This window comes from Clostridium sp. AM42-4 (assembly GCF_003480105.1).
GTDB lineage: Bacteria > Bacillota > Clostridia > Lachnospirales > Lachnospiraceae > Brotaphodocola.
The window spans coordinates 131093-157821 of the sequence record NZ_QUIK01000008.1; the positions used below are offsets into that span (position 1 = coordinate 131093).

Consider the following 26729-nt stretch of genomic DNA (forward strand, 5'->3'; position numbering starts at 1 on the left):
TCAGTCCTCCTACAGACGATAGCAGACCTTTCCTGGATTTAAGATCATCTTCGGGTCAAATACGCGCTTGATGCCTTCCATAAGTGCCATGTTGGTTTCACCGACAGAGTCGATCAGGTATTTGATCTTGCCGGAACCGATACCGTGCTCGCCGGATACCAGACCGCCGCAGTTGGTTGCTTCTTTGTAGATGATCTCAAAGAATTTGTCAACGCGGGACTTGAATTCTTCCTCCTCCAGGTCATTGGAGCACTGGTAGATATGAAGGTTTCCGTCGCCTGCGTGACCAAAGGATTTGATGGTCAGGCCACACTCTTCGCCGGTCTTGTTCACAAAATCCAGGTAATCTGCGATTTTATTGACCGGAACTACAACGTCACACTCATCTAACAGCTTTGTCTCATGCATGATTGCTTCCAGGAAGGAAGAACGTGCTGCCCATGCGTCTTTGATCTTGGCCGGGGTATCTGCAACGAGAACATCCATAGCACCGGCATCCAGAACCAGCTCAGCCATCTGCTCTAACATATTGTCCAGCTCATCCTGGCTTCCTGCATCCAGGGTAACCAGAAGGTAAGCACCGATCTGCTGGCCCTCTAACTCCTGCGGGAATACGCTGCGGCCAATGTAGCGTTCGGAGCTTAACACGATCTCACGCTCCATGAACTCGATCGCCTGCGGGTTTAAGCCGGACATCTTGATCTTCGGAACCGTAGAAAGTGCGGTGTTTAAATCCTCAAACGGAATGATCAGGGATGCAACAACCTTCGGAGCCGGAATGATCTTTAAGGTCAGCTCTGTGATGATACCAAGGGTTCCCTCAGAACCGATCATTAAGTTTAACAGGGAATAACCGGATGAGGTCTTGGAAACAGTTGCACCCAGATGGGTGATTTCACCAGTTGGAAGGACGACAGTCATGGCACGTACATAATCACGGGTTGCGCCGTACTTTACGGCTCTCATGCCGCCTGCATTGGTGGATACGTTGCCGCCTACACATGCGAACTTTTCGCCCGGATCCGGCGGGTACATCATACCCTTGCTTAAGCAGTCATTGGCCAGATCGTTCAACAGCACGCCGCTCTCGATCTCGACTACGAAGTTCTCCATATCGTAGTTTAAGATCCGGTTCATTTTGGAAGTGTCCATCAAAACTCCGCCAAGTAACGGAACTGCGCCGCCTGCCAGACCGGTACCTGCGCCTCTCGGGGTAACCGGAATGGTGTTCTCATAGCAGATCTTCATGACTGCGGCAACCTCTTCGGTAGAAGTCGGCTGTACAACCAGATCCGGCATATGGGTGCCGTAGATCGGCATCTCATCTCTTGCGAAATCTACGTTGATGTCGTCTCCCACGAGAACATGATCGGACACTGCCTGGATCTGTGCAATGATTTCCGGAGTCAGCTGATTATATTTTTCCATTGTAATTCCTCCTCATATTATAATGTAAGCCTCACCAATAATCAAATCGAACGAACGTTATTTTCTGTTTTTGATCTCCTCGATCAGAAGCGGAAGGATCTCTTTGACATCTCCCACGATTCCTACATCTGCGATATCAAAGATGGATGCTGCCTCATCCTTGTTGATCGCTACAATGTATTTGGATCCCATGATTCCGGATACATGCTGCATAGCTCCGGATACGCCGCAGGCAATGTAAAGTTTTGGCGCAACGATCTTACCGGACTGGCCGACCTGATGTGCACGGGATGCCCAGCCCTCTTCGATTGCCGGACGGGATGCACCAACAACACCGCCAAGCAGGGAAGCCAGCTCTTCTACCAGCTTGAAGCCTTCTGCATCGCCCATGCCGCGGCCGCCGGTTACGATGACGTCGGCACCTTCCAGGTCAACTGCCTCTGCGATCTCTTTTGCTGCGTCTACGATCTTAGCCTTTACTGCCTCCGATACGCCTGCTTCTTTTTCTTCTACGCTGCCTTCTGCTGCTTCCGGCTTTGCAAAGCTGCCGCTGCGGACAGTTGCAAACTGAATGCTACCTGCCACGCTCATGCGCTCCAGAACCGTGCCGCCGTAAGCCGGACGTACAAACTCCACACCTGCACCGGACTTCTCAATGACGGTTACATCGGTAACACAGCCTGCGTTAAAGCGCTGTGCCAGACGCGGTGCAAGGTCCTTTCCAAGCTGGCTTCCGGAAAACAGCACCAATTCCGGCTGAGTCTCTTTGATATAACCCTCCAGTGCTGCTGCCTGTGCATCCTCTGATGTATCAGCGGTCTTTAATACTACAACCTTTGCACCGTACTCTGCAGCCTTTTTCGCTGCCTCAGTATCTTCTACTGCTACTGCAGATGCCTCGCCCAGTCCGTTTGCTGCGGACAGAAGCTCCAGGCTGCCCTGCAGAGGGGTTCCTTCTTTTGCTTCGATATATACCAGTACCTTCATGTTCGGTCTCCTCCTTACAATGCCTTATCCTGCAGCATTTTTTCCATTGCCTTGCGGACAGCTTCTGCTGCTTCTTTTTCCTTGATGCGGACGCCTGCGCTTCTCTTCGGCGGCTCGCTGTAGCCCTTTAAGGATACCAGGGCTTCTACCTTGGAAACCTCTGCATCTGCTGCAGTAAATACCGGGACAACGGCTTTTCTTGCTGCCAGCTTTGCCTTGATGTTTGGATAACGCGGATCGTATGCTGGCTTTGCAATGGTAAATACTGCCGGCTGTGCCACACTATAGCGGATGTATCCTTCCTCGGTCTCCTGCTTTGCAATAAGACTGTCATCCTGCGGTTCTACCTCGATCACGCTGGATACAAAGCCGGTTCCAAGGAGTTCAGCAAGACGCGCGCCTACCTGGCCGCTGATCTCGTCAGTGGATTCCTTACCGCAGAGGATCATGCCGTAAGGCTGGCCGTTTTCTGCTTCGCATTTCTTTACTACTTTTGCAAGATACGCTGCTACTGCGCCTTCATCCGCTCCGGCAAATACCTCATCTTTGAATAAGTATGCTTTCTTTGCTCCAACTGCCAGGAGATTCTTCATCATGCTGGTGCAGTCCTCGGTTCCGATCGCTGCCACGGTAACCTCACCGCCATTCGCCTCGGTGTAACGGGCTGCGAGCTCCAGTGCATAGGTATCAAATGCGTTTGTCACCTTTTCTACATCTTTTGTTGCCGGTGTTCCAGCGCTGTCTAAGTGGATCTCCACGCTGTCATCCGGAACCTGTTTTACAAATACCAGAATATCCATAAGATTTTATATCCTCCTTATTCCTCTCTTGCTATCTTTTTTCGCATTCCGGGAAACTTTTTTATTTCCCGGAACGCGCAGACTTTCTTATTTTATTTACCGATCACGGTTCTTCCTACTACCATACGCTGGATCTCGTTCGTTCCCTCGAAGATCTGGAAGATCTTTGCATCACGCATCAGCTTCTCTACCGGGTACTCACGGCTGTAACCGTAACCACCAAGGATCTGGACTGCATCGATCGCAGTCTGCATTACAGAATCACCTGCAAAGCACTTTGCTGCTGCGGATTCTTTGCTGAACGGAAGTCCCATATCAGCCAGACGGATGGAATGTGCGATCAGCTGTCTGGATGCCTCGGTACGGATCTCCATGTCTGCGATCTTGAACTGGATCGCCTGGTTCTTGCAGATCGGCTTGCCAAACTGTACGCGCTGTTTGGAATAAGCAACTGCCTCATCGATACATCTCTGTGCAACACCGACACCGATAACTGCACACCAGGTACGTGCCAGATCCAGAGTCTTCATTGCGGTAATGAAACCGGTTCCTTCTTCACCAAGACGGTTCTCAGCCGGGATGCGGACATCCTCCAGAAGTACATCACTGGTGGTTGAGCAGCGGATACCCATTTTGTTCTCATGGTTTCCTACACTCAGGCCAGGAGTTCCCTTGTATACAAGGAAGGCTGAAATACCTTTTGTCCCCTGATCCTTGGCAGTCATAGCGGTAACTACAAAGAAATCAGCTACGCTTGCGTTGGTGATAAAGCACTTTCTTCCATTTAATACATATTCATCGCCCTCGCGGACTGCGGTAGTCTTTCCTGCACCTGCATCACATCCGGCATTCGGCTCAGTCAGGGCAAAGGAACCAAAGCCACCATTAATGATGATATCGCAGCATTTCTTTTTCTGCTCTTCATTTCCTGCTAAGAGCACCGGCTTTAATGCCAGGCCGTTTCCGTTTAAGGTAACTGCCACACCGGCATCGGCCCATGCGATCTGCTCCACGATAGCTGCCTGGTCCATATGATCCAGACCAAGTCCGCCGTACTCCTCCGGAACATCCATCATATGAAGCTGCATCTCAATGGCCTGATCGTAAATCTCCTTCGGCCACTCACCGGAAATATCGTATTCCTTTACCTGTTCCTTCACTTCGTTAATGCAGAAATCGCGGACATCCTTTAAAAGCTCCTTGCCATCTTCAGAAATAATGTAACTCATATCAATGATCCTCCCTTTCAGAAATAAATTGTCATGAAAATCTGTATTTTAAGTTTCATAAATACCTTAGTAACTCCATGCTGAGGGATCAGATCCCCATCAGCACGCCTGCGTAGCAGATGATACCAGCCAGCACGCTAAACAATGCAAAGTATTTAAACACTGCACCGAGGATCTTACTCTCGGATCCTACTGCTCCGATCGCGCCAGCACCGATCGCAATACTCTGCGGGCAAACCATCTTGCCGATTCCGGCTCCGCATACGTTCGCCGCTGCCATCCAGGACGGGTCAAAGCCAAGCGATGCTGCAGTCTGGCTCTGAAGTCCGCCAAACAGTACACAGGTCGATGTTCCCGAGCCGGTTACAAACGCCCCAACTGCACCGATCAGCGGTGCAATGCACGGATACGCACTTCCCGCAACTGCCACCAGAAGGTTTGCAATATCGGAGATCATACCGCTATAGCTCATGATCTTCGCGGTTGCCATGACCGAGCAGATCGTAACGATCGTCTTCCAGTACTTTTTCAGTGTCTCCACCAGAACCTCTGCCATGGTACCAAACGTTGCTCCCTGTACCAGGCCTCCGGTCACTGCCGCAATGAAGATGATCACACCCGGTGTATTAATCCAGCTAAAGGAAAGCTTTCCGGCATTTTCTCCATTGTAAACTTGCACGGAGGTTTTGATCCCGGCGATCGCATTGTGGACCGGCGGGCACAGGTTTGAGGTTGCCATCAGTAAAATGAAGATCAGAACGAATGGGCACCAGGCCTTAAAGCCCTCTCCAATGGTAAAGCTGTGATTCTTTTCATCCGCTGCAACTTCGATGCAATACTCCGGATCTGCTTCCCGGTTCAATACCCTGGATGCCAGAACAATGCACACCATAGAGCAGATCGAACCGATGATGTCCGGAAGCTCCGGTCCAATGAAGCAGGCGGCTGCATACCATGGGATCAGGTAAGATAACGCTGCAACCAGGATCATCGGAACCATTCCTTTGAGAGCCTTGATGCTTCTTGCCCCGATCACAACCAGAAGGAACGGAGAAAGGAAAGCCAGAATACACTGGAGCATTGCCACATGGGTGGACAGTGCCATTGTTTCCACTCCTGCTACGGAAACCAGGGTTACCGTCGGAACTCCGACAGAACCAAAGGCGGTCGGCGTCGAGTTTACGACCAGGCAGCCAACAACTGCTCCGATCGGGTCAACCCCGATACCCGCCAACATGGAGGCCGGAATTGCAACTGCGGTTCCGAATCCAGCCATACCTTCCATAAAGTTTCCAAATCCCCAACCAATCAGAAGAAGTAACACTCGCTTGTCTCTGGAAACACTTGCTAACATCTTCTTAATATCTTCCATCGCGCCGGTCTTTAAGATCAGGTTATAGGTAAATAACGCTGCGATGATAACCAGACAGATTGGCCAGAGTGCATTCAGCACACCCTCCAGTGCCGCTGTTACCATTCCGGAAACCGGAAATTTCCAACAGGCTATAGACAAGACTGCGGTTAAGATCCAGGCGATCACACAGGCTTTGTGTCCCGGCATCTTCAAGATACTCAGCGCAACAACCAGCCACAGGATCGGAATCATGGCCAACAGAAACATCAAAAACATAGAAATACCTCCTAAATTTGCTAAATCAATATCAGCACTTACCCCTTTGCATTTTTTGATTTCTTTCGGAAATCCTTGTTACGTTTTTATGTCCCGCGGTCATTTTTGATAATCAGATTATATTCAGAGTGGTATTTTTGTTCAATATGTAACTTTTACAATTTTTTTTTGCTGTTTTTGGGCGTAATTTTCTTAACAAAGTATGATTGGTTGACCCACTTTAAAGGAATAGAATTGGAACAGTCAATTCATCAAAACATGCAGAAATCTTGACATTTCCATGCAAACATGTCGATATATACATACCATTTTACCTGTTTTTTCTGCCTCAAGCCTTCCTCAACAACTCTTATTCCGTTACTAATTTAACAACCACCTTTTTTCCGCTTTAGAATTTTCTATCATTTTTTGTCTTGTCGACAAGTACACAAGATTTTTGCACGGTTTTTTCCCCCTGTTTCGGGCATATTTTCATAGGTAAAAATGACGAATTTTTCAATTTGTACTCCTGTCTTTGTAACATGGCAGCATCCTGACACCTTCTAAAGAAATAAAAAAATGGCTGTTATGAAATGGATCAGCCAAAGCAATTCCATTCACAACAACCACTTTTTTATAATTCACGTAAGATCAATTCTGTAATTCCCTCATTCGCTCCCATGGTAATGCGCTTCACCTTCGGCTTGCGCCCGTAGCTGAACTCTTCACGGATCGCGCTGCGAATCCGGGTGCCGCCGTTATAGCCATGGATCACACGGATCTTATATACGGCATTTCCAGCCTGCTCGACCTTTTTCTGGACAGCTGCAACCGCTTCCTCCGTGCGCATCCCGTGTACATCAAATTCTATGATCGGACTGTTTATCATCTTGTTTTCTGCTCCTTGCGTTCCTTTTTATTTTCATACATATGCTGGTCGGCCCGGGCTTTCGCATCGCAGATGCTTTCTTTCTCCAGAAGTTCTGCACTTCCATAGGAAACTCCCGGAAGAATCGTCACAATCTTTCTGCGTTTTTCCATAACCCAATAAAATTTTTCCTTGCAGAGTTCTTCTTTTTCCACCTGCCACAAAAGCACACAAAATTCGTCACCGCCAATCCGGTAACAGTTTCCATAACGGCTATATGCTTTTTTCAGACACCCTGCAATCTCCCTGAGGCACCGGTCACCCGCCAAATGCCCATAGGTATCATTGATATTCTTGAAATCATCTACATCGAACACGATCAGCATCTTATCCTCTGCACGCAGGTTCAAGGTACGGTTCAGATAGCTTTTCTGACTTAGCAGTCCGGTCAGGCCATCCAGCTGGTTCCACATTTCATTGCAGTACAGGAAAAAGAGCACTGCGATCAAGGTAACGCACAGCCATGTGATATGGACTGACGGAATCAGAACCTGTACCAGTGTTCCAACCGCAAGAAATCCGGCAAGTGCGTAGACCAATTTTCTTCCACGGTTCTGAAAGTTCTGCGCCATCTCCAGTGTATTGAATAAAAGATAGGCAATCCCCGCATAATACATCAGCATATACACGCGGAATCCAGCTTCCCTGGAATAATGGTTTGCGGCATCCACCGAAAAGACCAGTCCTTTCGAAAACAAAGAAACCGTCAATACCACAAAATAGAATACTTCGATACCGATCGCAACACGGAGGCTTCCTTTCATGTGTTCAGACCTCTCCATCGTATAAACCAGACAGAGCGGCACCGCCGGAGTCAGGCCAAATCCAAGATAATTGGAAAGGATATTGACTGCGCGGAGCCAGACTGGTCCATCGTCCACCAAAACAGAGATCATCTCAATGATTGAGATGCCTCCGATCAGAATGAAGGTAAAAAGAAATCCTCTTGCCTGTTTTGGATTCAAGGTCTCGCTCATCTGCACTAATACACACATGAACACCAAAACAAAAAGATTAATGGCAGTTAAAATAAAAAAGTATAAGTCTGTCATGTTTATTCTCCAGAAGTAGCAGTACGTTCCATTCCTGCAGGATATCTCAACTATTTACTGCTCAAATCTGCCTTTCATCTTCACTTCCTGTTTCCACACAGCCACTTTACCGCGTGCAAACAGACTGTCAATGTTCAGGTCATTATCTAATACCAAAAGGTCGGCATCTGCGCCTTCTGCCACGCAGCCTTTCTTTCCTTCCTGTCCCAGTAAGACAGCCGGAGTGCTGGTTAAGAGCTTTAAGGCCTGCTCAAGCGGCATGCCCTCTCTTACCAGGATCTGGATGGTACGGTGCAGATATTTTGGAGATGCGTAGGTTAAGCCGATGCACTCGCCCTCTTCATTGAAGCGCGGCTGGCTTCCGAATGCGTCACTGGATAAGGTTACATGATCCAGATTTACGCCGTCGCGGTGTAAAAGCTCATAAAGCTTCATGGTATCCTCTTCGACTTCGACATCATCTGCGCCTGCGGTGCAATCAATGTAGCCGCCACGTCTTACCAGCTCAGCACCTGCATCGATCAGGCCCGGATTGCGCAAGATGTGGGTCGGAAGCAGATTCTTTGCCGGTACATCGGAATGATCCAGTACATAGAAAATTGGATCCAGCTTTCCGTCCCCGTCACCCATATGCATGGTGACAAGCCCCGGCGTATTGCTAAGTAAACCCGCTCTGCGTGCTGCAGTTGCCAGGGCGATCAGCTCTTCGCCACCCGGATTGGAGCTTCTGTGATCGGATACTGCTACCTTTACACCGATCATCGGCGGAACCAGAATGATGTCGCGCTCCACGCTGCCGGTCAAGGTGGTCGGCGGATAGCCGTAGGAGCTGGTCAGGGTGTAGACAGTCATGCCCTCTTCAGTCAGGGCGCGGGCCTTTGCAACCAGGTTTTCCACGCTGCGGGTTACGCCATCGGTTCCGAGCAGTCCGACTACCGTGGTGATTCCGTTCTTGAAAAATTCGCTGAGCTGAGATTCCGGCACACGGGAAGCCGGTCCCTGCTCACCGCCGCCTCCGGTGATGTGTACGTGCATATCAATGTAAGCCGGTGCAAGGATTTTTCCTTCCAGGTCATAGGTTTCCACTCCCGGAAGCCCCTCATAACCTTCGATCGTATCCTGCATCAGAAGAACCTTCTCTCCTTCGATCAAAAGATCCTTTTTGCCCAGTTTTTCTGGTGCGTAAACTTCTGCATTTTTCAGTAACTTGATCATAATGTCTGCTCTCCTTTAAAACTCTTAGTTCGTTTCAAATGTTCCCTTTACCAGTGCTTTTCCATGCTCTACCATTTTTCTGCCCCGCGCAAACACGGTATCAACCAAAAACTCCTCATCCAAAAACAGGATATCCGCGTCGCTTCCCGGGCGGATACAGCCTTTTTTCGGGTACAGACCATTGGCTCTAGCCGGATTGGCCCCGCAGATCTTCATAGGACGCAGTCAGCATATAGGCACTGATTCCTTCTGTTTCCAGACCACGCACCTTTGCAAGCAGCGATTCCGGGTGACGCCCGGTTCCATCGGTTCCAAGAACTCCGATCACGGTGGTAACGCCAGCTGTTGTGACATCGGAAAGCATGACTTCCGGTGTCCGGCTGTAAGGCCCCGCCTCACCGCCTCCTCCGATCACATGAACATGCTGGTCTACATAACCCGGAATCACCGTTTTTCCTTCTGCAGAAACAACTTCCACCAGAACAGGAAGTTCCGGTGGATCGATGTGCTCTGGACATACCATTTAGTTCTCCTTTTTCTCCTCATTCTCCAGCTTTGCGATACCAAAACCGGTGAAGCCCCAGATGATTGCAAAGATCCAGCCGGTATAGCACAGGATTGCCCACGGGAGATAATCCAGTGTCTCTACACCCAGGGTGGATGCCATGTAAGCACCTGCTGCGGACCACGGGATCAGCGGTACGACTACAGTACCAGCATCCTCCAGGGTACGGGACAGGTTCTTGGCTGCCAGTCCGCGCTCTTTGTAAGCGTCACGGAACATCTCGCCCGGGATCAGGATAGAAAGGTAAGAGTTACCGGTTGTCAGTGCCATAGTGATACATGCTGCAACGGTTGCAGTGATCAGCGCACCAGTGCTCTTTGCCACGCTTAAGATCTTCTGAAGCACAACATCCAGGCAGCCTGCCTTACTCATGATACCTGCAAAGCAGAATGCGCAGAATACCAGAAGTGTGGTGCTCATAATGCCGTTCATACCGCCGCGGTTTAACAGCTTGGTTACTGCCTCAGAGCAGGTCTCTGTGTCAAAGCCTGCGCGGTGGATCATGGATACGTTAAAGCCGTTTACGGTTGCTTTCAGCACATCGCCTAATTCCACGTGCTGAATGAAGATTCCCTCAACACCTGCTACGAAAGTAGAAAGAAGCATAACCGGAATGGTTGGTTTCTGAAGCAGGGAACCGCCCAGAACGATCAGTACCGGAATGATGACCAGCAGATTCCAGCTATACATGGAAGAAAGCTGGTCCAGTAAGGTGGTAACCGTATCAGAGGTAATATCTGCAGTTACATTTGCATTCATACCGGCAATGGCATATACCACCAGGGAAACAATGGTTGCCGGTACGGTGGTGTAGAACATATGTCCGATATGCTCGTACAAGGTGCTTCCTGCCGCGATCGGAGCCAGGTTTGTGGTATCGGACAGCGGAGACATCTTATCGCCGAAGTAGGAACCTGCAATACATGCACCTGCAGTTGCCGGAAGGGAAACGCCAAGGGCACTTGCAATTCCCATGAGTGCAACACCCATGGTCGCAACGGAACCCCAGGAGGTACCGGTAACAACGGATACCACTGCCTCGATCAGAAATGCGGTAACCAGCATGAATTTCGGGTTTACGATCTGTACGCCGTAATAAATCATAAGCGGAATGGTTCCGGCTGCCATCCATGTGCCGACCATGGCACCAACGCAAACCAGGATCAGGATTGCAGGCATGCCTTTTGCGATCTTGGTGCAGATCTCATCCATCATCTCGTCCCAGGTCACACCAACGCGGAATGCAATGAATGCCGCGATCGCTGCTACCATGATCAGAAGCGGCTCTGTGCTGTAGCCAAATACGCCCTTTCCGATCGTTAAGATCAGAAGCAATTTCTTTTTGCTTTCTAACTTTCTTTTTCCCGTTCTTCCAGAAGCCGGCTGATCTTGGAGACAAACAGGTCAAACGCTACGTCGTTTTTACCACTGTTGATGACAACATCAGCCTTGGAACGGGTCGGCTCTACATAGAGATAATGCATCGGTTTTACTGTGGTCAGATACTGCTCAATGATTCCATTCAGATCACGGCCACGCTCCGATACATCTCTGGAAATGCGGCGCAGGATACGCTCATCCGCATCGGCTTCCACGTAAACCTTGATGTCGAGAAGACTTCTTAAGCGCTCATCAGCCAGAAGCAGAATTCCCTCTACGATAATGATCGGCTTCGGGTCGATCCGGACTGTTTCGTTGGAACGGTTATGCTGGCTGTAATCATATACAGGGCTCTCGATCGATCTTCCTGCCTTTAACTCCTTTAAGTGTTCGATCAAAAGATCGGTCTCCAGAGAATCCGGATGATCATAATTTACCTTCACACGTGTCTCGAACGGAACTCCGTCCTGGCAGCGGTAATAGTTATCGTGGTACAAAACCGCCACATCGTCCCCAAAATAGCTCTTGATTCTGTTTGTAAAGGTAGATTTACCTGAGCCGGATCCACCGGCAATTCCGATTATGATGCTCTCCATGTTCTTTTCCCTTCCGTATCGTTTATTTCTGAACCGGTTTGATTCCAAATTCCTCCGGCATAAAGCGCGGGCAGATGTTTTCCGAAGTAGTAATGACCGTAGAAGCCAGTCGTGTGCCAATACTGCAGGCTTCTGCCATGGTCTTTCCATAGGTGAGACCCATGCAGACTCCGGCAAAAAATGCATCACCGGCTCCGGTCGTATCGACAACATCGACCTTAAGTGCCGGAACAAAGCCGCGGTTTCCGTGGCTGTCCGCGTAGACTGCGCCCTCTCCGCCCATGGTCACAACCATGCGGGAAATCCGTGCGGACTTGATACGGTCTGCCAGAATATCTGCCATTTCCTGCGGAGTCTTGTTCTCATAATCTTCCGAAAACAGAATGCCTGCCTCCTGCTGGTTGCAGACAAAACAGGAGGTCTTTCTTAAGAAATCACGGCGCTCTACTGCGATCGTCATGTTGGATACTAGGGCATATACATCTTTGTTATATTTTTCAGCATACTGGAAGATTTTTTTCATGATATCCTTATCCAGATCGATCTCTACCGCAATGCTGTCTGCATCTTTGAAGATTTCATCGCCCTGCTCGTCTAAAATATTCCCAATCGGTGTAAGGTCCGGCCGTTTGGAAACCGATGCCACCACATCTCCCTCATGGTCAAATACAGCCAGCCAGGTTCCCATGCCATCCGGAAGTTTTCGGATATACTTGGTGTTTACTTTATGGCGGTCCAGTTTGCGGATGATATCCTCTCCCATCGAGTTGTCATCCACCAGGCTGACAAAGGTTGGCTTCAATTCTACATTCGCAATATCCTCTGCTACATTTCTGGATACCCCACCATGGTTCTGTACGATGATACCGGCATTTCGTCCGGATGGGATATACGGGGATGTGGAATACCCCTTAAGGTCCATAAATACAGCACCGATCACTACAATTCCCATCTTTTTGTTTCTCACTTTCCCTTTATTTGATACTATACCACTGCTTACGCGCTGCGCAGACAGCAGATATCTTGATTTCGATTTTACATCAATTTAATACTTAATTATAACCAGGAAGACCTGTGGTTGTAAATCCCTTTTGCACATTCTGTCGAAAAATGTTGTATGGCAAAGAAACCATCTCCCTGCAAACCAAGCATTCTGTGCCTCTTTTAGAAATCAAACAGCGACAGCTGGTTGCTCTCCGGCAGATCTCCTAAAAGTCCCAGATCGTTCATCAGGTCGCAGATCGTCTTACTGACCTTGGTACGGTTTCTGAAATCCTCGCGCGATAAGAACGGACCATCCTTCGCCGCGTAAACCACACCCTCCGCTGCATTCAGGCCCAGACCTGCGATGCTGCTTAAAGATGGCATCAGCTTTCCGTCGATCACCTGGAAACGGTCTGCCTGGGCACGGTAAATGTCGATTGGCATAAAATCAAAGCCACGCGCATACATTTCCTGGACGATACGCATATCGCGCAGGGTATCCTGCTCGGCCTTTGAGAGCGAGTCCGCTCTCTTTTTAAAGTCCGCCAGATGGTATTCCAGCTTATCACGTCCCAGACACATCAGCTCATAAGAAAATCCGTTCGCGCGGATACTGAAAAATGCCGCATAGTAAGCCAGCGGATAGAAAACCTTACAGTACGCCACACGCCATGCCATCATAACATAGGCCGCCGCATGGGCCTTCGGGAACATGTACTTGATCTTTAAGCAGGAGTCGATGTACCACTGCGGAACATCGTGCTTTTTCATTTCTTCGATCCACTCCGGTTTCAGGCCCTTACCCTTTCGCACGCTCTCCATGATGGTGAAGGAGAGTCCCTCCTCCAGTCCCATCTGGATCAGATACACCATGATATCATCTCGGCAGCAGATTGCTGTCTGAATGGTGGCTTGCCCGCTTAAGATGAGGTCCTTCGCGTTGCCCAGCCATACATCGGTACCATGTGCCAGTCCGGCAATGCGGACCAGGTCAGAAAAATATTTCGGCTGCGCGTCAAGTAACATCTGCATCGCAAAGTCCGTACCGAACTCCGGGATTCCAAGCGCACCAAGCTTACAGCCGCCGATGTCGTCCGGCGTGATGCCTAAAGCAGAGGTGTTCTGGAACAGGGACATGACCTCCGGAGAATCCAGCGGAATATCTTTTACCGGGTCCAGGCCGGTTAAATCCTGCAGCATACGGATCATGGTCGGGTCCTGATGTCCTAAAATATCAAGCTTTAACAGGTTATGGTCGATCGAATGGTAATCGAAATGTGTGGTCACCGTGGAGGTCGTCATATCGTTTGCCGGGCGCTGGACCGGGGTAAAGGAATAGATTTCCTCCCCGATCGGCAGTACGACAATACCGCCCGGATGCTGGCCGGTCGTCCGGCGTACACCGACGCAGCCCTGCACAATGCGGTCGATCTCGCAGTTTCGCTTATGGATACCGCGCTCCTCGTAATAGCGCTTTACAAAACCAAACGCAGTCTTATCTGCAAGCGTACCGATGGTCCCCGCACGGAAGGTCTGGCCTTTTCCGAAGATAACCTCGGTATAATCATGCGCCTTACTCTGGTACTCACCCGAGAAGTTTAAATCGATATCCGGCTCCTTATCGCCCTTAAATCCCAGGAAAGTCTCGAACGGGATATCAAAGCCCTGTTTTGTCATCATGGTGCCGCACTTCGGGCAGCGCATATCCGGCATATCACAGCCAGCCATACCGGAGAATTTCTTTACATCCGCAGAGTCAAAATCCGAATAATGGCATTTCGGGCACAGGTAATGCGGGCTTAGCGAATTTACTTCTGTGATACCTGCCATGTTCGCCACGAAGGAAGAACCTACGGAACCACGGGAGCCAACCAGATAGCCATCCTCATTCGACTTCCATACCAGCTTCTGTGCGATGATATACATCACGGCGAAACCATTGGAAATGATGGAGTTCAGCTCCTTTTCCAGACGCGCCGATACGATCTGCGGCAGGTCTTCCCCATACATCTCATGGGCCTGGTCGTAACAGATCTTACGCAAAGTCTCATCGGAATTTTCAATGACCGGCGGGCACTTATCCGGGCGCACCGGCGAGATCTTCTCACACATGTCCGCGATCATGCGGGTGTTGGTAATGACAACCTCTTCTGCCTTATCCGGGCCGAGGTATTCAAATTCCTTCAGCATCTCCTCTGTCGTTCTTAAATACAGCGGAGCCTGCTGGTCGGCATCGGTAAAGCCCTGTCCGGCCATCAGGATACGGCGGTAAACCTCATCCTCCGGATTTAAGAAATGCACGTCACAGGTGCCGCAGACCGGCTTTCCAAGCGTTTCACCAAGCTTTATAATGCGGCGGTTTAAATCTTTTAAGTCTTCTTCAGTCTTGACCGGACTCTTTTCATCGCGCAGCATAAATGCGTTGTTTCCAAGCGGCTGGATCTCCAGGAAATCGTAAAAATTCGCGATCTTGACAATATCCGCCTCCGGAAGTCCGCGAAGCAGTGCCTGGTACAGTTCTCCCGCCTCACAGGCAGAGCCGATGAGCAGGCCTTCCCGGTACTGGCTCAGCACACTCTTTGGAATACGCGGACGCTTTGCGAAATAATCGATATGGGACCAGGACACCAGACGGTATAAGTTGATACGGCCCACCTCATTTTTTGCAATGATGATGATGTGGTTGGTCGGCAGCTTCTTGATCATATCCGCGCTGAGCGTACTCATGCGGTTTAACTGCTCCAGATCCTCTATGCCGCGTTCCTTTAACATCTCAATGAATTTTACAAAAATTTCTGCGGTACAGCCTGCATCATCGACTGCCCGGTGATGATTCTCCAAAGAAATATTCAAAGCCTTTGCGACGGTATCCAGCTTAAAACGATTTAAATTCGGCAAGAGATGTCTTGCAAGCGCCACCGTGTCCAGGACCGTCGGGTCAAACGGTAGACCGAGCAGCATGGCATTCTGGGCGATAAAGCTCACATCGAAGGATGCATTGTGCGCCACCAGGCTGCAGCCCTCGCAGAATTCCAGAAACTGCGGCAGGATCACGTCGATCTTCGGTGCCGGGAGGACCATGTTGTCGTTGATGCCCGTCAGCTGCTCAATCTCAAACGGGATCGGCACATCCGGGTTGACAAAGGTACTGAACTTATCGGTGATCACGCCCTTTTCTACCTTCACCGCACCGATCTCGATGATCTTATTTTTCTCCGGGCTAAAGCCGGTGGTCTCGATATCGAACACCACAAAGGAGTCCGCAAAGGTCTGGCCCCTGGCGTTTTCTACCAGCTCCTTCATATCGTCAACCAGGTAGCCTTCCACACCGTAGAGCATCTTAAACGGATCGTTTTTATCCAGCGCATGGCTGGCCTCCGTGAAGGCCTGCACGCAGCCATGGTCAGTCACTGCCAGCGCTTCCATTCCCCACTCCTTGGCTTTTTTGATGATGCTCGCCACATCGGACACACCATCCATATCGCTCATCTTGGTATGGCAATGCAGCTCCACGCGCTTCACCGGACTGTGGTCCATACGTTTGCTGGTGAAATCTTCTGCTTTCTTAATACCGCGCACAGAACCGATCGTCAGTTCGCCGTCAAACCGGTCGATCGTTGTCATGCCGCGCAGACGGATGAAGGTTCCCGGCTTGATCGCCGCATTTAGATCTTCCAGCGTATCTTCATTCGCAAAGACTTTTACGGTAATGGTATCGGTAAAATCCGTAATGTGGAAAATGATAATGGTCTTTCCGCTGCGCAGCTCCCTGCTGTCCTTATCCAGGATCTTGCCGCGGATAGTAACCTCCCCCATCTCTCCTTCGATCTTTTCAATCTCCGTAAAGTCATCCTCGAAATCACGGCCGAATAAGACATCCGGGTTATCGGACTTCTTGCGGTAGCCGCCGGAGCTCCAGTCATTCTTCTTAAAGTCTTTCTTGCCGGAGCGCAGCTGTCCCGGACGTGCTTCCCCACCGGAGAAGCCTCCGTTCTTGCCGCCATTTGCTCCGTTTGCCGCAGCCGCTTTTCCGGCACCGGCCTGTCCGTTTTTGCCATTCTGGCCGTTCGCTCCCGGATTGCTTCCGGCCTGGTTCTTTCCGGCACTTCCATTCTGTCCCGCTGCGCCATGTGCTCCTGCACCGGCTGCTCCGTTTCCATGTCCGCTGTGTCCAAAGTCACCGGCTCCTGCCGGGAGTGCTTCCCCGTCGGTTCCGGTTGCCGCATTCAGTCCAAGCACCGCAGCGACCTTCGCCGTCATGCGCTCTGCCTCCTGCTTCGCCTGCAGCTCCCGCTCAATGGAAGCCTTGGCACGCGTGGGCGCAACATACTCGTATTCAATCTCCACAGGCAGTCCGCAGCGCTCGTGAAAAACCTTTTCCAGCACCCGCTTCAGCTCACCGGCCTTATCGCGGTTGACCATGGTATCTTCCACCGTCATATGAAGAAGATCCGGTTTTGGGAAGGTACATGCTCCTTTCCGGAAGATCGAATACTCTACAATACTATATTCCTTCAGCTCTGCGAGCAGGCTGTCTTTGTATGCCGTTAACAGTTTTTCCGGCGTATACTGCTCAGACAGCGTATATTTCTCAAAAATACGGATCTGGATCTGCTTTCCCGGGAAAAGCTGGTCCCGGATACCTTTTTCCAGGGACCAGATATTTCGTTTATCGATCAGTCTGGGACTTACGATATAGACACGAAGAGAGCTTCTATCCCTGGTGAGGGACACGCGGTCCACATTTACCAGGGTTAAAAGCTCCTGCATCTGGTTTGTCATATGTAAGCCCGGAAATACTTCCAAAAATGGTTTCATGTATTATAACTTCCCCTGTTCCTTCGCAAGTGCCGCAAGCTCAGCGTGAAGCGCAGAAAGCAGCTCATTCTCCGGCAGCTTGCGGATCACTTCGCCCTTGCGGATCAGAAGTCCCTCCCCGCAGCCACCTGCAATGCCAAGATCTGCCTCTTTTGCTTCGCCCGGTCCATTGACAACACAGCCCATAACTGCTACCTTCACGTCAAGCTGGTCAAACTCGGTTACCATATTTTCTACCTGGTTTGCCAGACCGATCAGGTCGATCTTCGTTCTTCCGCAAGTCGGACAGGAAACAACCTCCACGCCACCCTTCCGGAGTCCCAGGGTTTTTAAGATCAGCTTCGCGGATTTGATCTCTTCGACCGGATCGCCGGTTAAGGAAACACGGATGGTGTCCCCGATTCCCTCATGAAGAATAATGCCAAGTCCCACTGCAGACTTGATATTTCCGGAAGTCAGCGTACCGGATTCGGTAATGCCGACATGCAGCGGGTAATCCGTCTTTTTGCTGATGATCTCATGTGCCTTTACGCACATCAGAACATCGGAGGATTTGATGCTGATGACAAGATTGTCGTACCCCATCTGCTCGATCATGGCAACCTTCTCCAGGGCGCTCTCAACAATGCCCTCCGCTGTCACGCCGCCGTACTTTTCAATGAGCGGCTTTTCCAGGGAACCGCTGTTTACGCCGACGCGGATCGGCACCCCGTATTCCTTCGCCTTATCCACAACTGCCTGCACGCGTTCCCGGCTTCCGATGTTTCCCGGATTGATGCGGATCTTGTCTGCGCCGCACTCCATGGCTGCAATGGCAAGACGGTAATCAAAATGGATGTCTGCCACCAGCGGAATATGGATCTGGCGTTTGATTGCCTTTAAGCTTTCTGCTGCCTCCATGGTCGGCACTGCCACACGGATGATATCACAGCCCGCCTGCTCCAGCTTTAAGATCTGTGCCACGGTTGCCGCTGCATCCTCCGTTTTGGTGTTGCACATTGACTGAATCAGGATCGGATTGCCTCCTCCGATCTTCCGGTTTCCGATCTGGATCTCCTTTGTCATTTTGCGTTCCATTTGCAATTCCCCTTTTCGTTTCTATATCGTGATTTCATCACACATGCCGTTCGCCGGAAATCTGCTTGCAGATTTCCGGCTCACTTTCGCTCATCCTATTCGCACTACATCAGGTTCCGGATATCATTAAAAAGGACCAGAACCATAAGCGTCATCAGCACTGCCATACCGGCCATATGCACCATGCCCTCTTTTTCCGGGTCGACCGGCTTTCCGCGCACCAGCTCAATGAGCAGGAACACGAGACGTCCGCCATCCAGGGCCGGGATCGGCAAAAGATTCATGATCCCGAGGCTGGAGCTTAAAAGCAGAACCCAGTTTGCCAGGACCAAAACCACAGCACGGGCACCGATCTGGCGCCCCTCCTGCACAGTTTCCCCTACCATGTTCACGATACCGACCGGACCGGTCACAGCCTCCTCAGCACGGATCTGATGCCGGAACAGCATACCAAGACTGTCCATCGTGGACATGACACAGTATTTTACCTCATAGGCACTGTAGTGAATGAGCGGCCAAAGTCCGTGTACCTTCTGGTAGCCGCCAAACTGGACACCCATCATGTAGGAGTTGTATTCCTCGCTAAAGCGCGGGGTCAGAACCACCATACCGGAGGTCGGACCATCGTTCTTCCCTGCTGCTTCTGCAGAAGCTCCGGCTTTGTTGCCTGTTGCCGTTTCCGCAGAGTTTCCTGCTTCTGTGCCGGCCAGACCGGAGGAAGGTCTTGTAAACTGCACCTTCATCTCCTGTCCCGGGTGGGAAAACGTATACAGCATGATATCCCGGTACGCCGTAATGTGGCGTCCGTTGATCTTTGTGATGCAGTCACCTGCCTGCAGTCCTGCCTCCTCAGCCGGGCTGCCTTCCATAACCCCGGTTAAGACCGGAGCGTCGTGGCCCACCTGTGCCACAATGATCATGGCAAATAAAAATGCCAGGATAAAGTTAAATACCGGCCCCGCCGCGATCACCGCGATGCGGGATAATACCGGCTTATTATTAAAAGCCTTCGGGTCCGGATTTTCTGCGTCCTCTCCCACCATCATGCAGGAACCGCCAAACGGCAGCGCCTTGATGGAATAGCGGGTCTCGCCTTTTTGAAAACTGATCAGGCGCGGTCCCATGCCGACCGAGAATTCCACAACTCCGATCCCGCTGCATTTTGCCAGCAGAAAATGTCCGAATTCGTGCACCAGTACGATAAATCCAAACAGCAGCACTGCTGCAAGAATGTTCAGCAAACTACCACCTGCTTTCTATATATTCATAAGTTTCCCGTTCTGCGGCAAGAATCGCATCTACATCCGGGTTTTCCACGACCTTGTGATGCTCCATGGCACCCTCGATCATATCGATGATGGTCAGGTAGGAAATCTCGCGATTTAAGAATTTCCCTACAGCATACTCGTTTGCCGCATTGTAAACCGTCGGAAGGGAACCGCCGCGTGTTCCTGCTGCATAAGCAAGCTTTAAACCACGGAAGACTTCCATATCCGGGTTCTCAAACGCAATTCTTCCCAGCTTCGCAAAATCCAGACGCTCTCCCGACAAAAATCTCCGCTCCGGATAATAGAGGGCATACTGGATCGGCAGCTTCATATCCGGAGTGCCAAGCTGCGCAATGACTGCACCGTCCTCAAACTCTACCATAGAGTGAATGACACTCTGTGGCTGGACTACCACCTGGACCTGGTCCATCTCCACGCCAAACAGCCAGCGCGCCTCCATGACCTCCAGACCCTTGTTCACCATAGTCGATGAATCGATCGTAATCTTTCTTCCCATGGTCCAGTTTGGATGCTTTAAGGCATCCTCCGGGCGCACACCTGCCAACTGTTCTTTCGTCCAGCCACGGAACGGACCACCGGATGCCGTTAACAGGATCTTGTGGATCGCTTTTTTGTCTTCGCCGTTTAAGCTCTGGAAAATAGCACTGTGCTCGCTGTCGACCGGAAGGATCTTCACACCAACCGCTTTTGCAAGCGGCATGATGATATGTCCTGCCGTTACCAGCGTTTCCTTATTTGCCAGCGCAATATCTTTTCCTGCCTTCATGGCTGCGATCGTCGGACGGATGCCGATCATGCCTACGATCGCTGTTACTAAAATCTCTGACTCTGGCTGGACGGCCACCTCCAAAAGACCATCCATACCGCTTACCACCTTCACGGAAAGATCGGCAATGTTTGTTTTTAATTCTGCCGCTTTCTTCTCATCCCATACGCACACCAGTGTCGGATGGAATTTGCGGATCTGCTCCTCGAGCAGTACAATGTTACTTCCGGCTGCCAGGGCCGTTACCTGAATATCCTGATTGTTCTCCACGACTTCCAGGGTCTGGGTACCGATGGAGCCGGTAGAACCTAAAATCGCTATACGTTTCATTTGTATCTCCTTTTCCAGCCTGTATTATGCAGACTGGCATATAATTTTCAATACGGACGATCAAAACAGAGTCCTGTTACGGCAAAAATAAAAGCGCAAAGAAAATCGCCGGAGCCGTAAACAGCATACTGTCGAACCGGTCCAGGATTCCGCCATGGCCCGGAATCAGGTTGCCGTAATCTTTGATGTTATGGTTCCGCTTGATGGCAGAAGCCGCCAGGTCCCCGATCTGGGAGATGACAGCCGCAATGGCACAGGACAGCGTGCATGCCAGTCTTGGATACATCAGCTCTGTCATGTGTCCGCCAAATACCGTGGCAAATAAGAAGCCTAAAAGTGCTGCGCCTGCTACACCGCCCACGGCCCCCTCAATGGACTTTTTCGGGCTTAAGACAGGAGCCAGCTTATGTTTTCCAAGCAGCATACCAACACAGTAGGCACTGGTATCGCAGCCCCAGGAGCTTAAAAAGATCAGCCATACCAGATACTTTCCGTCTCCCATGGCACGCACCTGGTACAGATAGGACAGCATCACCGCCACATAGAAAACGCCAAAAAAGGATTCTGCCACCTCTTCTGTCCGGTATTTTGGGAAGGTAAACACGTAGATCGCCATCATGACCATAAGTGCAGCAATTGCCATCAGAGTCACATAATGATGCCCGTCAAACCACACCAGCCCATAATACGAAACCGCTGTCAGATACCCAACGATTCCCATGGCATTCTTTTCAATTTTCAGCACCCGGTACAGCTCAAACAGGCCGATCAGGGAGATCAGCGCTGTCACTCCGTACAACAGTGCTCCGCCCTTTCCCACTACTATAATAGCAAGAATGACGAGAATAATACCGCTTACAAGCCGTTTTGTAAACATACGGTTTCCTCCTTATGCCTGTTTTACCCCGCCGTAACGCCGGTCGCGTTTATTGTAGGCCATGATTGCTTTTTCCAGCTCTTCCTGGTCAAAGTCCGGCCACAGGCAGTCTGTCACATAAATCTCGGTATAGGCAAGCTGCCACAGCAGATAGTTGGAAAGCCGGATCTCGCCGCTGGTGCGGATCAGAAGATCCGGGTCTGGCATTCCGGCAGTATCCAGATACGATGCAACAACCTGCTCGGTAATCTCCTCCGCACTCTGTTTTCCTGCCAGACAGTCCTCAGCCAGCTTTTTCACTGCACGGGTGATCTCATCCCGGCCGCCGTAATTGACCGCGATCACGAACGTCAGACCGGTATTGTCTTTTGTTTCTGACTCCAGACGGTTAATGCCATCGATGATGTCCTGGTCGAAACGGGTACGGTCCCCGATCATCTTAACCCGGACATTGTTGGCAGAAGCTACTTTTAACAGACGCACCATATAAAAACGGAACAGCTGCATCAGCGCACCGACTTCCTCTGCGGAGCGCTTCCAGTTTTCCGTGGAAAAGCCATACACTGTTAAATATTCAATTCCCATGCGGGCTGCGATCTCTACGGTTTTTTCTACCGTCACACAGCCTTCCTTGTGTCCCATGGAGCGCGGCAGACCGCGTTTTTTCGCCCAGCGGCCGTTGCCGTCCAGGATCAGGGCCACATGCTTTGGGATCACCATTCCCTCTAATTGTCCAGACATAATATTCCTCCCATGATCAATACAAAGAAAAGGGGGAAGATTGCTCTCCCCCTACCCTTTTCAGATTTTGTAACTGCCTTGTGTCTCACAGTTACCCATTTCTATTGCTGCTTGTCGGTTTTGCAGCCAGCAAGGGACTAGACAGTCATGATCTCCTTGGTCTTTGTCTCGATGGCCTTGTCCACTTTCTCGATCATCTTGTCGGTGATCTTCTGGATCTTCTCTTCGCCCTGCTTTAAATCATCCTCGGAGATGTCTCCTGCTTTTTCCATTTTCTTGATGCTGTCGATGGCGTCACGGCGGATGTTACGGATCGCAACCTTCGCACCTTCCCCTTTTTTCTTTACATCTTTTGCAAGATCTTTACGGCGCTCCTCGGTTAACTCCGGGAATACCAGGCGGATCACGTTACCGTCGTTGGTCGGGTTGATGCCCAGATCAGAAACCAGGATTGCTTTCTCGATCTCCTTTAACAGATTCTTCTCCCACGGCTGGATCACGATCATGCGTGCCTCCGGTACGCTGACGTTGCCGACCTGCTGGAGCGGAGTCGGGGTTCCGTAATAGTCTACACGGATGCGGTCCAGTACATGCGGGTTAGCACGTCCTGCGCGGATGGATGCATACTCGTCGAGCAGCACATCCAGAGATTTCTCCATTTTGTCCTCGTATAACTTTAAGTGTTCCTGCATAGTGTCCTCCTGTTAATCGACGGTCACGATCGTGCCGTTTATTTTTCCCTGCATTGCGTTTGCAATGCTGTCTTTTTCATTTAAATCGAATACTGCCATAGGCATTTTGTGCTCCATGCACATGATGGATGCGGTCAGGTCGACCACAGCAAGCTTTTTGTCGATGACCTCCTGGATGCTGATGGTGTCGTAGCGCTTTGCATCCGGGTTCTTGGCCGGATCGCTGTCATACACACCGTCGATGGATTTTGCAAGCAGAATGCAGTCTGCGTCCATCTCCACTGCACGCAGGGTAATACCGGTATCGGTAGAGAAATACGGATGTCCGGTGCCGCCTGCAAAGAATACAACTTTGCCTTCCTCGAAATAGCGGTTTGCCTTATCCTTGGAAAACAGCTCTGTCACAGCACCGCAGACAAACGGTGTCAGAACCTCTGTCTTCATGCCTGCGTTGCGGAAGATTTCCGAAACATAAATGCAGTTCATGATGGTAGCCAGCATGCCGATCTGGTCTGCCTTGGTGCGCTCGATCGCGTCGCTGGTGCGTCCTCTCCAGAAGTTACCTCCTCCGATAACAATGCCGACCTGCACGCCTGCATCTACGGAAATTTTCACCTGTCTGGCAACCTCTTTGACTGTATCTTCGTCAAAACCGGTTTTTTTCGGTCCGGCAAGTGCTTCACCGCTTAACTTCAAAAACACTCGTTTCATATCCATATGGTCAGATTTCTCCTTTTTAAATTCTAACGGTATCATACCATATCTTGCAGGTTTTGAAAAGAGAAAAAAAACTTGTCATCCTCTGTCAGGTCTTTCCGCTTCACGCACACCGACGCACAGTAATCCGCAAGCTGAAATTCCCGGAAATGGTACTGGCTGCCATGTATCCCGGCGAGCCTTGGCGTTTTTCCAGGCTCTATGGCAAAGCTGTCAAGGGCCATCGCCATGCCCTTCCCATCCACTTTCAGAAAACTTTCTTTTAGCGTCCACAAGCGACTAAATAACAGATCCTGTTCTTCCTGCGTCTTCGCAGACAAAAGAAGCTGCTGCTCGGAAGGAGCAAAGAAACGCCTGGCTACATCCATGCGGGCCTTCTGTTTCCGCTCCACATCGCATCCGACCGGGCAGGCCTGCCCTTCCCCTGCAGCAGAAAAAATGGATGTCCCAGCGCATCCGGATTCCTTTTTGGCTTTCTGGCATGTAAAGGCAGCCATGACCATGGCACCGGAATGCGACAGGTTAAACTGGATCCCCGGATGGTTTTTCAGGCAGGGTTTCCCATTTTCAACCGTACCAAATTCTTCCTCCCGCTCCTTCAGTCCAAACTGGCTTAACCCATGATCCAAAAGAAGCCCCGCACCAAGAGACAGGTGTTTGTCTGCGTCGTAGCGGAGCTTTTCTATTTTGTTCTGTCTTGCTGTAGAAAGACGGCTTTTTAAAGATGCTTCCTGTGAAGCCGTGAGCGGATCATCCACACGCATCATATATACATATACTTCCATAGGATTTTGCCTCCTCATCCCCCGGATTTTATCTGATTATCCCGCCGCAGTGCGATCCTCGCAGCGCGTTTTTGCTTCATAGGACACAATTTCCTATGAAACGACGAAATGACCGGTTGGGGAACCGGTCATTTCAGGAGAAGGTATTTCGTTTTGTTGCAAAAACTATATAATGTATTGGGGGGTTTACGTCCATTATAGTATCATACCAGAAGCGAAAAGTGTGCACAAACTTGACAAATTTTGTCATGTTTTCTTGTGCATATTATCCAATTCAAATCATTAAGCTTTCCTGCGATACCTTTTTTCCCCCTTTACTCTGCCGTCATTTGATGGTGCTGTGCCAGATAATGCATCCTTTTTTGCTGGTACATAGCCTGGTCAGCCTTGCGAAGCAGCGCTTCTAAGTCCACCGGACCGTGTTTAGCCGGAACCCGTACAATGCCAAAGCTGAAATTTTTCTCATAGGGCTTGTCCGATTGCTTCGCAAAATCATGCTGGATCCAGTACATTTTGCTGTACGCAACCTCCTTTGGGCAATCCTTCAGGATAATACAGAATTCATCACCGCCAAGACGGGCAAACAGATTCATCCGGTTCTCCCTGTTTTTTATCTTTTGTACTCCTCCATCTGTTACCATCCTTCCGGTATTCTGTCATAAAAAGTATGTATCCTGGCACAGTTGCGCGCCGGGTCTGCACCCTATGCGTAGCTATAGCTCTGATTGATGCTGATCTCGACCGCTCCGTTTTCCTCAGCACGTGTCTGTCTTCCATTCATAACTTCCTGGAAGCAGGACAGCATCTCTTCTTTTAATTCCTCCAGGGTCTTTTCCCCCCGGATGCTGGCACTGGTATCCACATCAATGATCTCGTACAATGCCTGCGCCGTATCGTGGTTTCCTGTGATCTTTATGACCGGTGTGACCGGATTTCCGATCGGGTTGCCCAGTCCTGTTGTAAAGGCAACCAGAGTTGCACCCGCAGCCACTAACGCCGTGACATTTAACACATCGGACGCGGCCGCATTTACAAAATACAGACCTTTTTTATCGATCCACTGGCCATACTCATAACAGCCGTCAAACGGTCTGGAACCCGCCTTATGGATACAGCCCAGTGACTTCTCGGTAAGCGTGGTGATACCTCCCGCCATATTGCCCGGGGAAGGATTTCCGCAGCGCACATCCTGCCCGGATTCTGCATAGCGGTTCCGCTCCCAGTCAATGATGGCCTGGTAGATCTGCTCTCCGATCTCTGGGGTTCTTCCGCTTTTTCGCAAAATATGTTCAGCACCAATGGCCTCAGCCGTCTCACTCAGGATCGCCGTACCTCCCGCATCGATCACCTCATCGGTGACCAGCCCCAGCACAGTGTTGGAAGAAAAGCCGGAGGTCGGGTCAGAGCCGCCGCACTCCAGCCCCAGGATCAAGTCAGAAAGATCTGCCTCTGTTCTTAGAACTGCAGCTGCCTCCTGCTGCAGCTGGCGGACCAGAACACTTCCCTTTTCTATGGTTTTTCCAAGGCCTCCCTCTGCCTGGATTCCCACATAATGAACTGGCTTTTCTGACTTTTTCCAGATTGCCTCCCGGTACTGCTCCTCCTTAATAAACTCGCAGCCAAGCCCTACGATCAGGACACCGTATACATTGGCATTCGCCAAAATCCCGGACAAAACGTCCATCATCACTACCATATCCTTCGGGTTCAAGCCACAGCCAACCGGGTTTGGAAGGAATACTGCGTCACAGGCTGCTGCGATCTTTTTTGCTGCTATTTCCGCACAGATCACGCCAGGCATGACCACCACATGGTTGCGGATCCCTACTTTTCCGTCTTTTCGAAGATACCCCTTGAATTTCAT

Annotated in this window: 24 protein-coding genes; all 24 read right to left on the reverse strand. The window is 50.4% G+C overall.

Annotated features, from left to right (window positions below):
• Positions 1-9 precede the first annotated feature (9 nt).
• The 24 genes from DW922_RS08320 to DW922_RS08435 all read right to left on the reverse strand — a co-directional run bounded on the left by DW922_RS08320 (position 10) and on the right by DW922_RS08435 (position 26729).
• Positions 10-1428, reverse strand: coding sequence for an FAD-binding oxidoreductase (locus DW922_RS08320; protein ID WP_118726319.1), 1419 nt, complete (start codon positions 1426-1428; stop codon positions 10-12).
• A 57-nt stretch (positions 1429-1485) separates the two neighbouring features.
• A complete protein-coding gene (locus DW922_RS08325; RefSeq protein WP_118726320.1) occupies positions 1486-2415 on the reverse strand; it encodes an electron transfer flavoprotein subunit alpha/FixB family protein in 930 nt (309 codons plus the stop codon).
• A gap of 14 nt (positions 2416-2429) precedes the next feature.
• Positions 2430-3215, reverse strand: coding sequence for an electron transfer flavoprotein subunit beta/FixA family protein (locus DW922_RS08330; RefSeq protein WP_118719354.1), 786 nt, complete (start codon positions 3213-3215; stop codon positions 2430-2432).
• Between the two features lie 92 nt (positions 3216-3307).
• Positions 3308-4444 carry an acyl-CoA dehydrogenase family protein gene (locus DW922_RS08335; protein WP_118719356.1) on the reverse strand — a complete coding sequence of 379 codons (1137 nt, stop codon included), beginning with the start codon at positions 4442-4444 and terminating at the stop codon, positions 3308-3310.
• 88 nt (positions 4445-4532) lie between these two features.
• Positions 4533-6074 carry an L-lactate permease gene (locus DW922_RS08340; protein WP_118726321.1) on the reverse strand — a complete coding sequence of 514 codons (1542 nt, stop codon included), beginning with the start codon at positions 6072-6074 and terminating at the stop codon, positions 4533-4535.
• Between the two features lie 613 nt (positions 6075-6687).
• Positions 6688-6942, reverse strand: a complete 255-nt coding sequence (locus DW922_RS08345; RefSeq protein WP_182436833.1) for a Smr/MutS family protein — start codon at positions 6940-6942, stop codon at positions 6688-6690.
• Positions 6939-8033, reverse strand: a complete 1095-nt coding sequence (locus tag DW922_RS08350) for a GGDEF domain-containing protein (protein WP_243032138.1) — start codon at positions 8031-8033, stop codon at positions 6939-6941. The genes DW922_RS08345 and DW922_RS08350 overlap by 4 nt, the downstream gene beginning before the upstream one ends.
• A 54-nt stretch (positions 8034-8087) precedes the next feature.
• Positions 8088-9248, reverse strand: coding sequence for a beta-aspartyl-peptidase (gene iadA, locus DW922_RS08355; protein WP_118726322.1), 1161 nt, complete (start codon positions 9246-9248; stop codon positions 8088-8090).
• Between the two features lie 24 nt (positions 9249-9272).
• Entirely contained in the window at positions 9273-9464 is a 192-nt protein-coding gene (locus DW922_RS08360; protein ID WP_118719360.1) for an amidohydrolase family protein, read from the reverse strand.
• The gene (locus DW922_RS08365; RefSeq protein ID WP_195715035.1) at positions 9436-9771 is read right to left on the reverse strand and encodes a hypothetical protein; all 336 of its coding nucleotides are present in this window, start codon (positions 9769-9771) and stop codon (positions 9436-9438) included. Before DW922_RS08365 ends, DW922_RS08360 begins: the two co-directional genes overlap by 29 nt.
• The gene (gene nhaC / locus DW922_RS08370; protein WP_118719362.1) at positions 9772-11148 is read right to left on the reverse strand and encodes a Na+/H+ antiporter NhaC; all 1377 of its coding nucleotides are present in this window, start codon (positions 11146-11148) and stop codon (positions 9772-9774) included.
• A gap of 14 nt (positions 11149-11162) precedes the next feature.
• Positions 11163-11789 carry a uridine kinase gene (udk, locus tag DW922_RS08375; protein ID WP_118540433.1) on the reverse strand — a complete coding sequence of 209 codons (627 nt, stop codon included), beginning with the start codon at positions 11787-11789 and terminating at the stop codon, positions 11163-11165.
• A 22-nt stretch (positions 11790-11811) separates the two neighbouring features.
• Positions 11812-12741 carry a PfkB family carbohydrate kinase gene (locus tag DW922_RS08380; protein ID WP_118719364.1) on the reverse strand — a complete coding sequence of 310 codons (930 nt, stop codon included), beginning with the start codon at positions 12739-12741 and terminating at the stop codon, positions 11812-11814.
• A gap of 212 nt (positions 12742-12953) precedes the next feature.
• On the reverse strand, positions 12954-17591 hold the full coding sequence (locus DW922_RS08385; RefSeq protein WP_118726323.1) for a PolC-type DNA polymerase III: 4638 nt from the start codon (positions 17589-17591) through the stop codon (positions 12954-12956).
• Between the two features lie 3 nt (positions 17592-17594).
• The gene (ispG, locus tag DW922_RS08390; RefSeq protein WP_118719366.1) at positions 17595-18668 is read right to left on the reverse strand and encodes a flavodoxin-dependent (E)-4-hydroxy-3-methylbut-2-enyl-diphosphate synthase; all 1074 of its coding nucleotides are present in this window, start codon (positions 18666-18668) and stop codon (positions 17595-17597) included.
• Positions 18669-18772: 104 nt separating this feature from the next.
• Positions 18773-19909, reverse strand: coding sequence for a site-2 protease family protein (locus DW922_RS08395; protein ID WP_347560289.1), 1137 nt, complete (start codon positions 19907-19909; stop codon positions 18773-18775).
• A 1-nt stretch (position 19910) separates the two neighbouring features.
• Complete coding sequence (locus DW922_RS08400) at positions 19911-21053, reverse strand: 1-deoxy-D-xylulose-5-phosphate reductoisomerase (RefSeq protein WP_118726324.1); 1143 nt, start codon at positions 21051-21053, stop codon at positions 19911-19913.
• A 76-nt stretch (positions 21054-21129) separates the two neighbouring features.
• On the reverse strand, positions 21130-21930 hold the full coding sequence (locus DW922_RS08405; protein WP_118706034.1) for a phosphatidate cytidylyltransferase: 801 nt from the start codon (positions 21928-21930) through the stop codon (positions 21130-21132).
• A 12-nt stretch (positions 21931-21942) separates the two neighbouring features.
• Positions 21943-22671 (reverse strand): isoprenyl transferase, encoded by a 729-nt coding sequence (locus tag DW922_RS08410; RefSeq protein WP_118719370.1) that lies wholly within the window; start codon positions 22669-22671, stop codon positions 21943-21945.
• Positions 22672-22808: 137 nt separating this feature from the next.
• The gene (frr, locus tag DW922_RS08415) at positions 22809-23363 is read right to left on the reverse strand and encodes a ribosome recycling factor (RefSeq protein ID WP_118540426.1); all 555 of its coding nucleotides are present in this window, start codon (positions 23361-23363) and stop codon (positions 22809-22811) included.
• A 12-nt stretch (positions 23364-23375) separates the two neighbouring features.
• Positions 23376-24080 carry a UMP kinase gene (gene pyrH / locus DW922_RS08420; RefSeq protein WP_118540425.1) on the reverse strand — a complete coding sequence of 235 codons (705 nt, stop codon included), beginning with the start codon at positions 24078-24080 and terminating at the stop codon, positions 23376-23378.
• Between the two features lie 35 nt (positions 24081-24115).
• Positions 24116-24865, reverse strand: coding sequence for a 4'-phosphopantetheinyl transferase superfamily protein (locus DW922_RS08425; protein WP_195715036.1), 750 nt, complete (start codon positions 24863-24865; stop codon positions 24116-24118).
• A 314-nt stretch (positions 24866-25179) separates the two neighbouring features.
• Positions 25180-25506, reverse strand: coding sequence for a diguanylate cyclase (locus DW922_RS08430; RefSeq protein ID WP_118726326.1), 327 nt, complete (start codon positions 25504-25506; stop codon positions 25180-25182).
• A gap of 62 nt (positions 25507-25568) precedes the next feature.
• A complete protein-coding gene (locus DW922_RS08435; RefSeq protein WP_118726327.1) occupies positions 25569-26729 on the reverse strand; it encodes a UxaA family hydrolase in 1161 nt (386 codons plus the stop codon).

Bases quoted from the DNA above. Each gene is read 5' to 3' on its own strand.
- DW922_RS08320 (WP_118726319.1), bottom strand. From the start codon at position 1,428: ATGGAAAAATATAATCAGCTGACTCCGGAAATCATTGCACAGATCCAG.
- DW922_RS08325 (WP_118726320.1), bottom strand. From the start codon at position 2,415: ATGAAGGTACTGGTATATATCGAAGCAAAAGAAGGAACCCCTCTGCAG.
- DW922_RS08330 (WP_118719354.1), bottom strand. From the start codon at position 3,215: ATGGATATTCTGGTATTTGTAAAACAGGTTCCGGATGACAGCGTGGAG.
- DW922_RS08335 (WP_118719356.1), bottom strand. From the start codon at position 4,444: ATGAGTTACATTATTTCTGAAGATGGCAAGGAGCTTTTAAAGGATGTC.
- DW922_RS08340 (WP_118726321.1), bottom strand. From the start codon at position 6,074: ATGTTTTTGATGTTTCTGTTGGCCATGATTCCGATCCTGTGGCTGGTT.
- DW922_RS08345 (WP_182436833.1), bottom strand. From the start codon at position 6,942: ATGATAAACAGTCCGATCATAGAATTTGATGTACACGGGATGCGCACG.
- DW922_RS08350 (WP_243032138.1), bottom strand. From the start codon at position 8,033: ATGACAGACTTATACTTTTTTATTTTAACTGCCATTAATCTTTTTGTT.
- iadA (WP_118726322.1), bottom strand. From the start codon at position 9,248: ATGATCAAGTTACTGAAAAATGCAGAAGTTTACGCACCAGAAAAACTG.
- DW922_RS08360 (WP_118719360.1), bottom strand. From the start codon at position 9,464: ATGAAGATCTGCGGGGCCAATCCGGCTAGAGCCAATGGTCTGTACCCG.
- DW922_RS08365 (WP_195715035.1), bottom strand. From the start codon at position 9,771: ATGGTATGTCCAGAGCACATCGATCCACCGGAACTTCCTGTTCTGGTG.
- udk (WP_118540433.1), bottom strand. From the start codon at position 11,789: ATGGAGAGCATCATAATCGGAATTGCCGGTGGATCCGGCTCAGGTAAA.
- DW922_RS08380 (WP_118719364.1), bottom strand. From the start codon at position 12,741: ATGGGAATTGTAGTGATCGGTGCTGTATTTATGGACCTTAAGGGGTAT.
- DW922_RS08385 (WP_118726323.1), bottom strand. From the start codon at position 17,591: ATGAAACCATTTTTGGAAGTATTTCCGGGCTTACATATGACAAACCAG.
- ispG (WP_118719366.1), bottom strand. From the start codon at position 18,668: ATGGAACGCAAAATGACAAAGGAGATCCAGATCGGAAACCGGAAGATC.
- DW922_RS08400 (WP_118726324.1), bottom strand. From the start codon at position 21,053: ATGAAACGTATAGCGATTTTAGGTTCTACCGGCTCCATCGGTACCCAG.
- DW922_RS08405 (WP_118706034.1), bottom strand. From the start codon at position 21,930: ATGTTTACAAAACGGCTTGTAAGCGGTATTATTCTCGTCATTCTTGCT.
- DW922_RS08410 (WP_118719370.1), bottom strand. From the start codon at position 22,671: ATGTCTGGACAATTAGAGGGAATGGTGATCCCAAAGCATGTGGCCCTG.
- frr (WP_118540426.1), bottom strand. From the start codon at position 23,363: ATGCAGGAACACTTAAAGTTATACGAGGACAAAATGGAGAAATCTCTG.
- pyrH (WP_118540425.1), bottom strand. From the start codon at position 24,080: ATGGATATGAAACGAGTGTTTTTGAAGTTAAGCGGTGAAGCACTTGCC.
- DW922_RS08425 (WP_195715036.1), bottom strand. From the start codon at position 24,865: ATGGAAGTATATGTATATATGATGCGTGTGGATGATCCGCTCACGGCT.
- DW922_RS08430 (WP_118726326.1), bottom strand. From the start codon at position 25,506: ATGGTAACAGATGGAGGAGTACAAAAGATAAAAAACAGGGAGAACCGG.
- DW922_RS08435 (WP_118726327.1), bottom strand. From the start codon at position 26,729: ATGAAATTCAAGGGGTATCTTCGAAAAGACGGAAAAGTAGGGATCCGC.